General features: G+C 71.1%; 14 protein-coding genes. 7 read left to right on the top strand and 7 right to left on the bottom strand.

Annotation, left to right across the window (positions count from 1 at the left end):
- Nucleotides 1–30: 30 nt before the first annotated feature.
- The 3 genes from ACGFIV_RS18735 to ACGFIV_RS18725 all read left to right on the top strand — a co-directional run bounded on the left by ACGFIV_RS18735 (nucleotide 31) and on the right by ACGFIV_RS18725 (nucleotide 2,317).
- A complete protein-coding gene (locus ACGFIV_RS18735; RefSeq protein WP_358553019.1) occupies nucleotides 31–423 on the top strand; it encodes a hypothetical protein in 393 nt (130 codons plus the stop codon).
- A gap of 62 nt (nucleotides 424–485) precedes the next feature.
- Nucleotides 486–1,463, top strand: coding sequence for an ABC transporter ATP-binding protein (locus ACGFIV_RS18730; protein ID WP_358553017.1), 978 nt, complete (start codon nucleotides 486–488; stop codon nucleotides 1,461–1,463).
- Nucleotides 1,460–2,317 (top strand): ABC transporter permease, encoded by an 858-nt coding sequence (locus ACGFIV_RS18725; protein WP_358553015.1) that lies wholly within the window; start codon nucleotides 1,460–1,462, stop codon nucleotides 2,315–2,317. The genes ACGFIV_RS18730 and ACGFIV_RS18725 overlap by 4 nt, the downstream gene beginning before the upstream one ends.
- A gap of 21 nt (nucleotides 2,318–2,338) precedes the next feature.
- On the opposite strand, the gene ACGFIV_RS18720 is transcribed toward ACGFIV_RS18725, so the two are convergent.
- Nucleotides 2,339–3,505, bottom strand: coding sequence for a cytochrome P450 (locus ACGFIV_RS18720; RefSeq protein ID WP_392836333.1), 1,167 nt, complete (start codon nucleotides 3,503–3,505; stop codon nucleotides 2,339–2,341).
- A 51-nt stretch (nucleotides 3,506–3,556) separates the two neighbouring features.
- On the opposite strand from ACGFIV_RS18720, the gene ACGFIV_RS18715 reads away from it, so the two are divergent.
- From ACGFIV_RS18715 to ACGFIV_RS18700, 4 genes are read left to right on the top strand one after another with little or no spacing between them, the layout of a single operon-like run.
- Nucleotides 3,557–4,771, top strand: coding sequence for a flavin monoamine oxidase family protein (locus tag ACGFIV_RS18715; RefSeq protein WP_392836330.1), 1,215 nt, complete (start codon nucleotides 3,557–3,559; stop codon nucleotides 4,769–4,771).
- Nucleotides 4,768–5,664 carry a Rieske 2Fe-2S domain-containing protein gene (locus ACGFIV_RS18710; RefSeq protein WP_392836327.1) on the top strand — a complete coding sequence of 299 codons (897 nt, stop codon included), beginning with the start codon at nucleotides 4,768–4,770 and terminating at the stop codon, nucleotides 5,662–5,664. The genes ACGFIV_RS18715 and ACGFIV_RS18710 overlap by 4 nt, the downstream gene beginning before the upstream one ends.
- The gene (locus ACGFIV_RS18705; protein ID WP_392836323.1) at nucleotides 5,661–6,470 is read left to right on the top strand and encodes an alpha/beta fold hydrolase; all 810 of its coding nucleotides are present in this window, start codon (nucleotides 5,661–5,663) and stop codon (nucleotides 6,468–6,470) included. Before ACGFIV_RS18710 ends, ACGFIV_RS18705 begins: the two co-directional genes overlap by 4 nt.
- Nucleotides 6,448–7,119 carry a VOC family protein gene (locus tag ACGFIV_RS18700; protein WP_392836320.1) on the top strand — a complete coding sequence of 224 codons (672 nt, stop codon included), beginning with the start codon at nucleotides 6,448–6,450 and terminating at the stop codon, nucleotides 7,117–7,119. Before ACGFIV_RS18705 ends, ACGFIV_RS18700 begins: the two co-directional genes overlap by 23 nt.
- Here ACGFIV_RS18700 and ACGFIV_RS18695 read toward each other — a convergent pair.
- The 6 genes from ACGFIV_RS18695 to ACGFIV_RS18670 form a co-directional block, all read right to left on the bottom strand.
- Complete coding sequence (locus ACGFIV_RS18695) at nucleotides 7,114–7,275, bottom strand: hypothetical protein (RefSeq protein WP_358560462.1); 162 nt, start codon at nucleotides 7,273–7,275, stop codon at nucleotides 7,114–7,116. The two genes, ACGFIV_RS18700 and ACGFIV_RS18695, sit on opposite strands and share 6 nt — an antisense overlap.
- 277 nt (nucleotides 7,276–7,552) lie before the next feature.
- Nucleotides 7,553–8,098: a hypothetical protein gene (locus tag ACGFIV_RS18690; protein WP_392836316.1), complete on the bottom strand. Its 546-nt coding sequence runs from the start codon at nucleotides 8,096–8,098 to the stop codon at nucleotides 7,553–7,555.
- 94 nt (nucleotides 8,099–8,192) lie between these two features.
- Nucleotides 8,193–8,585, bottom strand: coding sequence for a PTS-dependent dihydroxyacetone kinase phosphotransferase subunit DhaM (locus ACGFIV_RS18685; protein WP_392836313.1), 393 nt, complete (start codon nucleotides 8,583–8,585; stop codon nucleotides 8,193–8,195).
- Entirely contained in the window at nucleotides 8,582–9,205 is a 624-nt protein-coding gene (dhaL, locus tag ACGFIV_RS18680) for a dihydroxyacetone kinase subunit DhaL (protein WP_392836310.1), read from the bottom strand. Before dhaL ends, ACGFIV_RS18685 begins: the two co-directional genes overlap by 4 nt.
- A gap of 51 nt (nucleotides 9,206–9,256) precedes the next feature.
- A complete protein-coding gene (dhaK, locus tag ACGFIV_RS18675; RefSeq protein WP_358560454.1) occupies nucleotides 9,257–10,249 on the bottom strand; it encodes a dihydroxyacetone kinase subunit DhaK in 993 nt (330 codons plus the stop codon).
- Nucleotides 10,250–10,356: 107 nt separating this feature from the next.
- Nucleotides 10,357–10,512 carry a hypothetical protein gene (locus tag ACGFIV_RS18670; RefSeq protein WP_358560452.1) on the bottom strand — a complete coding sequence of 52 codons (156 nt, stop codon included), beginning with the start codon at nucleotides 10,510–10,512 and terminating at the stop codon, nucleotides 10,357–10,359.
- Between the last annotated feature and the right edge of the window lie 1,730 nt (nucleotides 10,513–12,242).

Below are 12,242 nucleotides of genomic sequence, written 5' to 3'. Positions count from 1 at the left end.
GCGCCAAGTGAAAAGCTCCAGGAGGACTCAATGGCCCTGAATCCCGCAGAGCGGACCGAATTCGTCAACTCCTACACCCGCGTCCTGATCACCGCCTGGTCGAGCGAGGAGTTCTCGGCCAAGCTCGACAGCAACCCGCGCGAGGCGCTCGCCGAGGCCGGGCTGGAGCTCCCCGCGGGCGCCCAGATCACCCTCGTCCGCACCGTGCCCGAGGGACACCACGACACCAACCTCGACGTCCAGGTCGGCCTGTGGGAGCGCGGTCTGGACACCGGCGTCTTCGAGTTCCACGTCCCGGAGACCCCGCAGATCGACATGGCCGAGCTGTCCGAGGGCGACCTCGACTCGATCTCGGCCGGTGTCTCCCCCGACAGCGCCATCGACATCAACTGCTGCTGCTGCCCCTGCTGCTGCTGCACCTGAGTCGGAAGCGGCCCGGCACACCGGCCGCGCGGACCGCGCGGCCTTCGCAGGGGACCGCCTGCATGGCGGTCCCCCGAGAGGAGGAAGAGGTCATGGCCACGGCCGTCGATCAGGCGAACCCCATTCACGTGCGTGGGCTGAGGAAGTCCTACGGCGGCGCCCGTGTCGTCCAGGACGTGGACCTGGACGTCTACTCCGGCGAGGTCTTCGCCCTGCTGGGGCCGAACGGCGCGGGAAAGACGACCACGGTCGAGATCCTTGAGGGAGTTCGCCGGCGCACCGGTGGCGAGGTTCGCGTCCTCGGCCGTGATCCCGCCGAGGACGCCCCGGAGTGGCGTGCGCGGCTCGGCATCGTGCCCCAGTCCACGGGCGCCTACGCCGACCTGACGGTGCGTGAGGTCGTCGAGCACTTCGCGGCGTTCTACCCGGCGCCGCTTCCCGTCTCGCAGGCCATCGGGATGGTGGGGCTCGGCAAGCAGGAGAACAAGCAGGCGCAGTCGCTCTCGGGCGGCCAGTTGCGCCGCCTGGACGTGGCGGTGGGGATCATCGGGGATCCGGACCTGATCTTCCTCGACGAGCCGACCACCGGCCTCGACCCCGCGGCCCGGCTCGAAGCGTGGGACCTGGTGCGGTACTTCGCCGATCGCGGCAAGACCACCGTGCTCACCACGCACTACCTCGACGAGGTGGAGGCGCTGGCCCAGCGGGCCGCCGTCATCGTCGCCGGCAAGGTCGTGGAGGTCGGCTTGGTCGCCGAGCTGGGCGGGCGTCTCGGCACCCCGGCCATGCTGAGCTTCACCCGGGTCGGCGGCCTGGTGGGCAAGGCCCTGCCGCAACTGCCCGCGGACGCGCTGGTCGATCCGCCGGACGACGAGGTCGTCACCCTCCACACCCACCATCCGACGCAGGCCCTCGCGGCGATTCTCCCGTGGGCCGCGGAGGCGGGCGTCCCCGAGCTGCCGGGTCTGCGGATCCAGCGCCCCACCCTTGAGGACGTCTATCTCACGCTCATCCGAGAGAATCAGGGGACCACTTCATGATCACTCCTGGCACGGCGGTGGTCGAACAGGGCCCGGCGGCGCGGACCGCCGGGCAGAGCTCCAGCCTGTGGCGGGCCTCGGTGGCCCGTTCCTCGGTGGAGCTGAAGTCGTTCTTCCGCAACAGGCAGTCACTGTTCTTCACACTGCTGTTGCCGATCGTGCTGATGCTCGTCCTCGGCTCGATCTTCTCCGGCACGGTGCCGGGGACGCACACCGACTTCAAGACGATGTTCGTGGCGGGGATCATCGCCTGCGGCATCATGAGCGTCAGCTTCAACGGCCTGGCGATCAGCATCGCGATCGAGCGGGACACCGGCATGATCCGCAGGCTCGCGTCCTCGCCGATGCCGAAGTCCGCCTATTTCATCGGCAAGATCGTCCGCGTCGTGGTGACGGGGTTGCTGGAGTCCGCGGTCCTGGTCGCGGTGGGCGTCGCGCTGTTCCACCTGCCGATGCCGCCGGACGCGACCCACTGGCTCACCTTCATCTGGGTGCTCCTGCTCGGCGCCATGGCCTGCGCGCTGCTCGCCGTCGCGTTCAGCACGGCCATCCCGAACGCCAGGTCGGCCCCCGCGATCGTCACCCTGCCGTTCCTGATCCTGCAGTTCATCTCGGGCGTCTTCTTCCCCTACGGCCAGCTCCCCGTGTGGATGCAGACGATCGCCGCGTTCTTCCCGCTCAAGTGGATGACGCAGGGCCTGCGCTCGGTGTTCCTGCCGGCCGACTTCGCCAGGGTGGAGCCCGCGGGCACGTGGGAGCTCGGCCACGTCGCGGCGGTCCTCGCGGCGTGGTGCGTGGCCTCGCTGCTGCTGAGCCTGCTCACCTTCCGCTGGCGCGGCGCGAACGTCAAGTGACCGGGCCGCCCGGCGGGCCCGTCAGATGGCGAGGTTGAAGCCGTCGAGCCGCCGGGGCAGGAGCGACGGAGCCCAGACGGGCGTGGCCCCCGTGGCCCGCAGCCCGGGATGGCGGCACAGCAGCTCGCGCAGCAGCAGTGCCCCGGCGTGCCTGACCAGAGGAGCACCCAGGCAGAAATGGGTGCCGGTGCCGAACGCGAGGTGTGGATTGGGCGAGCGGGTCACCACCAGGTCATCCGGCCGGTCGAAGACGGCCGGATCCCGGTTCGCCGCCGCGACCAGCGCGAGCACCCGGGCACCCGCGGGGATCGTCCCGCCCGCCAGCGCCACGGCCTCCGTCGTCACGCGCGCGGTGAAGGGGATCGGTGACTCCAAACGCAGCAGCTCGTCCACGGCCGTCACCGCGAGCTCGTCCCCTCCGTCGCGCAGCCGCTCGATCACCTCCGGACGGGGGAGCAGCCAGTACAGCGCGTTGCCCACCATCTCGGCCAGCGGCTTCCAGCCTCCGACGACGGCCAGGGAGGCGATGCCGAGCTTCTCGGGCCGGGTGAGCCGGTCGTCGGCCACGAGCCTGCCCCAGGGCGAGTCCTGGGCGCCGCCCGCGCGCTCGTCCAGGAACCGCGTGAGGTCCCCCATCGCGACCCGCCCCGCCGCCGCGGCCTGCGGTCCCGCGAGGGGGTCCAGGTTCGCCGAGACGCGGCGGGCCAGGTCGGCGAAGGCCGCGTGGTCGGCGGGCGGCAGGCCGAAGAGCCTGGCCAGCACGCCGGTGGCGAGCGGCTCGCCGATGTCCGCCGTCGCCTCGACGCCGGTACGGCCCGCCAGTTCCGTCAGGATCCGGTCGACCTCGCGCGCGATGCCGTCCGCGACGCCGCGTACCGCCGCCGGGCCCATCAGGAGCGCGCCCGGCGCGCGGAGCCGCTGGTGCTCGGGCGGGTCGGTGGTGAGCATCGACGGCGGCAGCGCGTCCTCCCTGACCCGCTCCCGCTGGCCCATCGCCGCGGAGAACCTCGGGTCGCGCAGGACGAGCGAGCAGTCGGCGTGGCCGGTCAGCAGCCACATGCGCGAGGTCACGTCGAAGTGGACCGGGTCGTTGGCCAGCAGCCACCGGTACGCCGGGTACGGGTCGACCCGGCCACGCGGTGAGAACGGGTGGGCAAGATCGCCTGGCAGGGTGCGGGGAGCCGCCATCACGTGTCCTCCTGATCATGCGGTGGACAAACTACTACAAGGGGGTGAACGGTGGCGCAGTTCGACGTTGTCGTGATCGGCGCGGGCATCAGCGGCCTCACCGCGGCCCGGCGCCTGCGGGACGCGGGACTGGCGGTCGCCGTGCTGGAGGCCAGGGACCGGGTCGGCGGCCGGATCCGCACCCACCGGCCCTCGCTGCTGGAACTCGGCGCGCAGGTGATCCACGGGGACCGCAACCCCATCTGGTCCCTTCCCGGCCAGGAACGTCCGCCGCCCCTGCCCCGCCGGACGGCCTGGGTGCTCCTCGGCGACGAGGTGCGGCCCATGGCCGTCCTCGCCGAGAGCGGCCCGCCTCCGCCGGTGCTGGAGGAGCGCCTGCTCGACGGCGCGACCGAGGACGTGCCGGTCACCGAATGGCTCAAGCGCGAAGCCCCCTCGGCGGCAGAGGCCACGGCCGAGTGGTTCCGGCAGAGCTGGGCGGCCGACCCGGACGTGCTCAGCGCGCTCGGCCTCGCCCGCGGCCGTCGCGCGGCGCGCGTGGGCCGGGGCGAGTTCCCGATCCCCGGAGGTCTCGACCGGCTGCCCGCGAGGCTCGCCTCCGGCCTGTCCGTACGGCTGGGCACCCCGGTGCTGCGCGTCGCCTGGTCTCCCGGCCACGTGGACGTCCTCACCGCCGGCGGCACGACCGCCGCCGCCGCGGCCGTCGTCACCGTCCCGCCCCCGCTGGTCGCCGGCGGCAGGCTCGTCATCAACGACCTGCCCGTGCGCAAGCAGGCCGCCGCGTACGAGCTGCGGCTCGGCGACGCGTGGTGCGCCGTGGTCACCTACCCCGTCCCCGCCCCCGAGTCGGGCGTCGTCTTCGACGCCGGCGGGCGGCTCGGATTCCTCAGCGCCACGGCGGGCCGCCCGGAGGTGCTCGTCGTGGCCAAGGACCGCGCGGCCCGGTCCGCCCGCGCGATCGCGCGTGAACCCGGCGGCCTGTCCACGCTGCTGGGCGAGGCGATGCCGTGGACCCGAGGGCTGGAGCCCGCGGCGGTCGACGTCGCCGACTGGGGCGCCGACGAGTGGGCGGGCGGCGCGTTCACCTATCCCGGCGTGGGAGCGCTCTGGGCGCCCGAGGTCTGGGCCGAGCCGATGGGCGGCACGCTCTTCTTCGCCGGGGAGGCCACCGTGGGCCGCTCAGGACCGCCCATGGCGCACATGGCCATGGCCACCGGCGAACGCGCGGCCAACGAAGTGATCGAGGCGCTGAAGGGATGCCGATGACGCCGATGACACAGCATGGGGGATGGTTCCTGCTGGCGCTCGAAGAGGAGCTCACCGAGGAGATCACGCCGCTCCGGCTCGGGAAACGCGCCCTGATCGCCGTCCGGGACGGCGAGCGGATCCGCGTCTTCGACGGAGCCTGCCCGCACCGTGGCGCCCACCTCGGTTACGGCGGCAAGCTGGACGGCTCGTGCGTGATCTGCCCGTTCCACGGGAAGCGGATCTCGCTGGGCGACGGCGGCCGGCGCTGGTCGGTGGCCGAGCTGCCGACAGAACGCGCGGGCGCGGCCCTGTTCGTCAGGCTCTCCGAAGGCCCCGGCGACGACCGGGGCTTCCAGCAGGCGATCAAGCAGGTCGCCGCCGACCTGCTGGTCGTCGGCGCGGTGATCCAGCCCGTGAGCGTGCCCGCCGAGTACGTCGTCGAGAACGCCTTCGACGCCGAGCACTTCAGCACGGTCCACCTGGTGCCCGCGGTCCGGGGCATGCGTGCCACGCTCGGCGAGCACGGCGACCTCGTCATCGAGGGGGAGTTCCGCACCAAGGCGCCGCCCTGGGAGAAGGAGCGGCGGCTGGACTTCGCCTCCCGGTTCGTGGCCCGCGCGTTCAGCCCGCATCTCGTGGTCACCGAACTGGGCGGCGAGCAGGCGCCTTACACGATCATCACGGGGGCGGTCCCCCGCGAGAAGGGCTGCGTGGGCCGGGTCGCCATCGGAGTGCGGCCGGACCAGACCGACGCGCTGCCCGCACTGATCCACGGCGCGCGCTACGCCTTCGACCAGGACCGGGTGGTCTGGGACCACCTGGACCTCGACGCACCCCAGCGGCTCGACGCCGGGGACGCCCCTGTCATCGCCTTCCGCCAGTTCTGCGCGAGTTTCGGAGCGTTGTCATGACCCTGCATGTGCGCACGCACGGCGACGGCCCGGCCGTCCTGTGGATCCACGGCTACACGATGGACTGGTCGGTGTGGGAGCGGCTGTGGGCGCTGCTGCCCGGCCGGCGGCACATCGGCGTCGACCTGCCCGGCCACGGCCGGTCGGGGCCGCTGGTCCCCGGGACGTCCCTGACGGGGCTGGCGGCCGAGCTGACCGCGCTGGCCAGGGCCGAGTCGGCGCGCATGGTCGTGGCCGAGTCCATCGGCTCGATGGTCGCCCTGCAGATGGCCATCGACGATCCGGAGGCCGTACGAGGGCTGATCATCGGCTCGCCCACCATCGCGGGCGCGCCCGCCGAGCCCGGGACGGGGGAGCACTACCGCGCCCTGGCCATGCTCGCGCGCCAGGGCGCGACCGGCGAGCAGCTCGCCGACCTGTGGATGACCTCGCCGCCGGACATCTTCCGCGGCACCGAGCGGCACCCCGCCCTGCGGGCCCGGCTGCGCGCCATCGTGGCCAGGCACGGCTGGCGGGAACTGCGCGACGGCTCCATGTACGGCCTCAGCCGGCACGTCCACACGGTCGAGGACCTCGGCGGCATCCGCGCGGCCACGCTGGTCGTGGCCGGCGACGAGGACATGAAGACCTTCCGGTCGAGCGCCGAGCTGCTGCGCGCGACCGTCCCCCGGTGCCGGACGATGACCGTCCCCGCGGCCGGTCACCTGTGCATGATCGAACGGCCCGAGACGGTGGCGCCCGCCATCGGCGCCCACCTCCGGCTGGCCATGATGGAGGAGGCGCATGCCGATTCACGAGCACTATGAGCCGGGGTCGCCGTGCTGGGTGGACTACGCGGCGCTGGACCCGGAGGGCGCCAGGGCCTTCTACGGCGAACTGTTCGGGTGGGGGTTCAAGGAGACCGGCGGGTACGAGTTCATCCACCTGGGCGATGAGGTCGTGGGCGGGTTCGGCCGGGTGCCGCCCGGGCGGGCTCTTCCCGCGTCCTGGAACACCTATCTGGCCACCAGCGACGCCGACGCCGTCGCGGGCCGGGTCAGGGGGCTGGGCGGCACGGTCATCTTCGGCCCGGTCGACGCGGGCCACGACGGGCGGCTGCTGTTCGCGGTGGACCCGTCAGGGGCGGCCGTGGGGTTCTGGCAGGGCCGCTGGGAGACCGGGATCGTGGTGGTGGACGAGCCGGGGACGTGGTGCCGCCACGAGCTGTGGGCCGACGACGTGGCCTTCGCCGACGCCTTCTACGGCCAGCTGTTCGACGCCGCCGCGCCGCCGAGGGCCACCCGGGGGCCGCGGAGCGGGCTGGCGCCGCAGTGGGTGACGTTCTTCGGGGCCGGGGACTGCCCGGCCGCGCTCACCGCGGCCGAGCGCCTCGGCGCCACGATCACCGCACAGCACGGCCCCGCGACGATCCTTCACGACCCGTGGGGCGCGCTGTTCGCACTGACTCCTCTATGAGCGGTTGGCCCTGCGGCCGTAGCTCACGAAGAACAGGGCGACCAGGATGGCGCCGACCACGGCGACCACCCCACCGGCCGTCTTGTTGACCACCAGGGCCACGATGACGGCGATCGCGTAGACGAGCGGGACGACCACTCGGAGGTTCAAGCCCATGATGTGCTCCTTTGGACTGGATGCAGGCCAAATGCATCATCGACCATGGGTCAAGGCCGGTCCAGAACAACGGCAAGAATAGGTCGCAACATTACGTATTACCCGGCCGTGTACATACGTATCGATCCTTCGGTCGATGCGTAATGCGTAACCCGGGCCGGTGGCTACGTGCTGAAAGCCGTAATTAGCGGTGTAAGAGGTATTCGTACGGAAAAATCCGGACAAGAAGACGCTCCCCTCCGTGAGAGGAGGGGAGCGGCCACGGATGACGGGGTGTTCAGGCCACGCGGCGCAGATCCATCTGGAAGTTCTGGCGCCAGGTCTGCCCGCCGTCGGCGCTGAACTCGCCGATCTCGTGCCAGGTCCTGCGGGTGAACTTCAGCGTGTACCGGATGGTCGCCTGCGGCGTCTGGAGGCTCCACTGGAACAGGTTGTCGCCGACCACCGGCGTGGCGGTGGTGACGTAGCCCGCGGAGAACGCCTCCCAGCGGTACTGGCCGGTGGCGTCGTTGTAGTTGATCACGGCGAGCGCGGTGTCCACGACCCGCTTCGGCTGGGCCTTGTCCCGGCCCTCGCCCTCCACGGAGATCGCCAGGCCGCCCACCTGGCGCCGGACGTTCTCGGTCTGGATGAACTCCTGACGCTCGCCGGAGCTGCTGAAGGTCCAGCCGGTGCCGGCCCACCGGCCGATCATGAAGTCGAGCTTCCGCATCGCGGTCAGCTGTGTGGGGACGTCCAGCGTCCCCGCCACCGCCGCCGAGTCGGCCGACGCGGCCCCGATCCCGCCGCCCGCGACCACGGTCAGCAGGCAGAACAAAGACAACAGAACACTACTTAATCGCTTCATATAAAGATCTTTACATATGCCGCTTCCGCGGTGGACGCCCATTCGCCGAGAAGGTACGGGGCGATCGTTGTCAGAGTTTGCGGTACGTCCTGGCGTCCTCGGCGGCGTCGAGGACACCTTGCAGCGAGGCTCCGATCCCGGCCGCCACGGCCGCCGCTATGGCGCCCTCGACGAACGGGACGTCGGCGATCACGACCTCGTCCGGCCGTTCGAACAGCAGGGCCGTCAGCACCGAGCCTCCGAGGTCGGGGATGAGGACGACCCCGGCTCCCCGGCCGACCTCCTCGATGGCCGCCGCGACCTTGTCCGGACTGGCGCCGAGACCGCCGTCGTCGGTGCCGCCCGCCGGGGCGACCCGTACGTCCGGACCGGCGATGCCCACGGCGAGCGCCACCGCCTCCCTCGCCAGGGCGTCGCTGTGCGAGACCAGGACGATGCCCACCAGGCCGCCGGGGGTGGTCATCCGCCGGCCACCGTGTGCAGGGCGGTGAGGATGAGCGCGGTGGAGGCGGCGCCCGGGTCCTGGTGGCCGATGCTGCGCTCGCCGAGGTAGCTGGCGCGTCCCTTGCGGGCCTGGAGCGGGATCGTCGCCCGGGCGCCCTCCTCCGCCGCCGCGCGCGCCGCGGCGAGCGCCTCCTCGGCCTTCGTCCCGTTCTGTACGGCCGCGGTGAGCGCGCGTGAGGCGGGGGCGAGCGCGTCGACCATGGTCTTGTCGCCCTCGGCCGCGCCGCCGAGCCTCCGCACGCCCGCGAGGGCCGCTTCCAGCGCTGACGCGAGGTCGGTGAGCGTGACGTCGGGGCTCGCCCCGAGGGCCTTGCCCATCTGCCGGAAGGCCGTGCCGTAAAGGGGGCCGGAGGCGCCGCCGACCTTGCGGATCAGCGTCGTGCCGGTGAGGGTGAGGACGGCTCCCGGGGTGTCGCCGGGCGTGGCGAGGGCCTCCCGGACGGCGGTGAAGCCCCGGTCGAGGTTGGAGCCGTGGTCGGCGTCACCGATGGCGGCGTCGAGCCGGGTCAGGTGGTCGCGGTTCGCGCCGACGGCCCGCGCGACCTCCTCGATCCAGGCGGTGAAGAACTGGGCGTCCATGGCGTGCGACTCCTTGAGGCGATGCGCGGGTGGTCCTGCCCGCTCGGAGCGTCATCGGCCCCAGCGCAGGCCGGGGGTCTCCACCGGGGCGTCCCAGAGGCGGGTGAGCTCGTCGGTCAGCTTGCAGACCGTCACCGAGAAGCCCTGCATGTCGAGGCTGGTGACGTAGTTGCCGACCAGGCAGCGAGCTGGTTCGGCGCCCTTCTCGCGCAGGTAGGCGGCGACCTCGGCGAAGACCACGTACAGCTCGACGAGCGGGGTGCCGCCCATGCCGTTGACCATCACCAGGGTGTCGCCGGAGAGCGGCATGTCGGCGTGGACGGCGTCCATGGCGACGCGGGCCAGGTCGCGGGCGGGCGCGGCGGGCGCGCGGGTGCGGCCGGGCTCGCCGTGGATGCCGATGCCGAGCTCGATCTCGTCTCCGGCAAGCTCGAAGGTCGGCTTCCCGGCCGCGGGCACGGTGCAGGGGGACAGCGCCACGCCGAACGAACGGCTGCGCGCGTTGACCTCCTCGCCGGCCCTGGCCACCTCGGCGAGGGACGCACCGGTCTCGGCGAGCGCTCCGGCGATCTTCTCCACGAAGACCGTCGCGCCCGTGCCGCGGCGGCCTGCGGTGTAGAGCGAGTCCTTGACCGCCACGTCGTCGTCGACGAGCACGACGGCGACCTCGATGCCCTCCTCGGCGCACAGCTCCGCGGCCATCTCGAAGTTCAGTACGTCGCCGGTGTAGTTCTTGACGATGTGCAGCACCCCTGCGCCGCCGTCGACGCCCTTGGTGGCCTCGACGACCTGGTCGGGGACCGGTGAGGTGAAGATCTCTCCCGCACAGGCCGCGTCGAGCATGCCGTACCCGACGAAGCCCCCGTGCAGCGGCTCGTGACCGGATCCGCCGCCGGACACCAGCCCCACCTTGCCCTCGGTGGGCGCGGACCGGCGGTACACGATCTTGTTCTGCGGGTCCACGCGGAGGCCGGGGTGGGCCTCGGCCATTCCGGCGAGCGCGTCGGTCACGACGGAGCCGGCGCTGTTGATCAGCTTCTTCATGAGGCGGTCCTCGGCTGCGATCGGTGGTTCCCCGGCCAGACTCTCCCCGATCGCGGGTCCTGGCAAGCGTAAGCGGGCCGGGTGTCGCCGGGGGAGCCTCGGCCCGCTCATCGAAGGGAGAGGTTGTCCCTGTTGTTCTCCATCGTGTCCTTCACGCCGTCCCGGTGTTCCATCCAGGCCTGTACCAGGCAGGTGATGGTGAACAGCCCGACAAGCACCAGCGCCGCGATGTCGCCGTTGATGAAGCCCTGTAGTGAAAGCATCGGTTCTCTTCTCCGAGTAGCTCGATGAGGCGGCGGGTGTCGCCGGCGCCGAGGGGATGTGGTGGTTCACGTCGTGGCCTCCGGGGCCGCCGACGGACGTGGCAGGGGAGAGGACACACGCGTGCCTGGATGTGGCGGTGGGGACTCACTGGGAGCGGTCTGGCCGGGGGCCTGAGAGGAATGTCTCGGCTTCGCCCTGGCCGGCTCGATGTGCGGCCGTTTGATCGTCCGCCGATGCCATCGGTTCGTATCCGGATGACGATGGTCTTAGTCGGCTCGGCCTGGTCTGTCCATTCGCTGTGCGCTGTGCCGGATCATGTGCTGTCGAATGAGTTTGTCAATCGGTTTCAAGAGGATGGCCGGTGGGCTGTCAATATGGATTCCGATTGGTTCGATGAACTTAGTCCCACGTGGTGCCGGGGGTGCGGGAGTAGCTGTCCCAGGTGGTTCCAGCGGTGCGGCTGTAGGAGTCCCAGGTGGTTCCGGCGGTGCGGGTGGAGGCGGTGGAGTTCGTCATTTCTTCGGCTCTTTTCTGGCGGGCTGTTTGTTTGTTCTCGCACAAACAACTCTGCGGGAATCGCCACCCATGAACCAGACGAACCGGCGGCAGCAAACTGCACCGCCCTGACCGCTTCCTGCCACCGCCGCGCGGGACATACGGGATTGAGCCATCACCCCAGGTCAGGACGTCGGCCTGCCTGTGGGGCGCGAGCGCGCGAAGGCGGTCTCGCTCGTTCGTGACGCGGGGGACCGCACGGCCGGGCGCATGGGAAACGCGGAACGTTCCGGCCGTGCGGCCTGACCCTCGCCACTTCGCGGCCGGGCCGCGTTCCAGCCGCGAACCGAACATTAATACTTTCGGTGGGGCGTCCGCAAGGGGTTATGCCAATTCCGTTATGGCCGATACGGTCCATCCTTCGGGCGGTCGGCGGCACGCCGGCGATCCAGGCGCGTGATGACGGCCACGCCTGGCCTGCCCGTGGACGCATGGATGGGACGACCGGGGAAGCGAGCGCGAGCGCCGCAGGGGGAAGGGGGGCACGGGGCCGGATACGGCACGGCCGGTGCCACGGGGGCGGGCGTCGCGGTGGGCCGGGGTGGCGGGGAATCGCCGGGGCTGTCTGGCCGGCGGACCTGGAGAGGGGAGGCTCGGCGTCGCCCTGGCTTTTGATGTGGGGCCGTCCGATGTCCGCCGGCGCCATCGGTTCGGATCTGAATGACGATGGTCTCGGCCGGCTCGGCCCGGTCTTTCTGTTTACTCTTGGCTTCGTCTTCTTTTGTGCTGTCGGGCGGAGGGTCAAAGAGCGTTCATCGGCAAGATTGATTGGGTTTTCGTGCTGGGACCGGGTTTTCGGTTTTTCTTAGTCCCAGGTGGTGCCGGGGGTGCGGGTGAAGCTGTCCCAGGTGGTTCCGGCGGTGCGGGTGGAGTTGGTGGAGTTCGTCATTTCTTCGGCTCTTTTCTGGCGGGCTGTTTGTTTGTTCTCGCACAAACAACTCTGCGGGAAACGCCACCCATGAACCAGACGAACCGGCGGCAGCAAGCTGCACCGCCCTGACCGCTTCCTGCCACCGCCGCGCGGGACATACTGGAACACGTCATAACCCCAGGTCAGGAGGCCGACCTGCCTGGGGTGGGGTCAGGGCCCCGGCGAGTTGAGGTTTTGATGGGGTTCGTTCATAAACATACGGCTACGCAGGTAAGGAAATGCCAAGCCGCCACAGATGGAAAG

The sequence above is a fragment of the Sphaerisporangium sp. NPDC049003 genome (assembly GCF_043197795.1).
Classification (GTDB): domain Bacteria; phylum Actinomycetota; class Actinomycetes; order Streptosporangiales; family Streptosporangiaceae; genus Sphaerisporangium.
This window is presented reverse-complemented; position numbering and strand designations above follow the sequence as displayed.

What these genes read in the sequence shown, in the direction of transcription:
- ACGFIV_RS18735 (WP_358553019.1), top strand. Translation starts at nt 31, where the DNA reads ATGGCCCTGAATCCCGCAGAGCGGACCGAATTCGTCAACTCCTACACC.
- ACGFIV_RS18730 (WP_358553017.1), top strand. Translation starts at nt 486, where the DNA reads ATGGCGGTCCCCCGAGAGGAGGAAGAGGTCATGGCCACGGCCGTCGAT.
- ACGFIV_RS18725 (WP_358553015.1), top strand. Translation starts at nt 1,460, where the DNA reads ATGATCACTCCTGGCACGGCGGTGGTCGAACAGGGCCCGGCGGCGCGG.
- ACGFIV_RS18720 (WP_392836333.1), bottom strand. Translation starts at nt 3,505, where the DNA reads ATGGCGGCTCCCCGCACCCTGCCAGGCGATCTTGCCCACCCGTTCTCA.
- ACGFIV_RS18710 (WP_392836327.1), top strand. Translation starts at nt 4,768, where the DNA reads ATGACGCCGATGACACAGCATGGGGGATGGTTCCTGCTGGCGCTCGAA.
- ACGFIV_RS18705 (WP_392836323.1), top strand. Translation starts at nt 5,661, where the DNA reads ATGACCCTGCATGTGCGCACGCACGGCGACGGCCCGGCCGTCCTGTGG.
- ACGFIV_RS18700 (WP_392836320.1), top strand. Translation starts at nt 6,448, where the DNA reads ATGCCGATTCACGAGCACTATGAGCCGGGGTCGCCGTGCTGGGTGGAC.
- ACGFIV_RS18695 (WP_358560462.1), bottom strand. Translation starts at nt 7,275, where the DNA reads ATGGGCTTGAACCTCCGAGTGGTCGTCCCGCTCGTCTACGCGATCGCC.
- ACGFIV_RS18685 (WP_392836313.1), bottom strand. Translation starts at nt 8,585, where the DNA reads ATGACCACCCCCGGCGGCCTGGTGGGCATCGTCCTGGTCTCGCACAGC.
- dhaL (WP_392836310.1), bottom strand. Translation starts at nt 9,205, where the DNA reads ATGGACGCCCAGTTCTTCACCGCCTGGATCGAGGAGGTCGCGCGGGCC.
- dhaK (WP_358560454.1), bottom strand. Translation starts at nt 10,249, where the DNA reads ATGAAGAAGCTGATCAACAGCGCCGGCTCCGTCGTGACCGACGCGCTC.
- ACGFIV_RS18670 (WP_358560452.1), bottom strand. Translation starts at nt 10,512, where the DNA reads ATGCTTTCACTACAGGGCTTCATCAACGGCGACATCGCGGCGCTGGTG.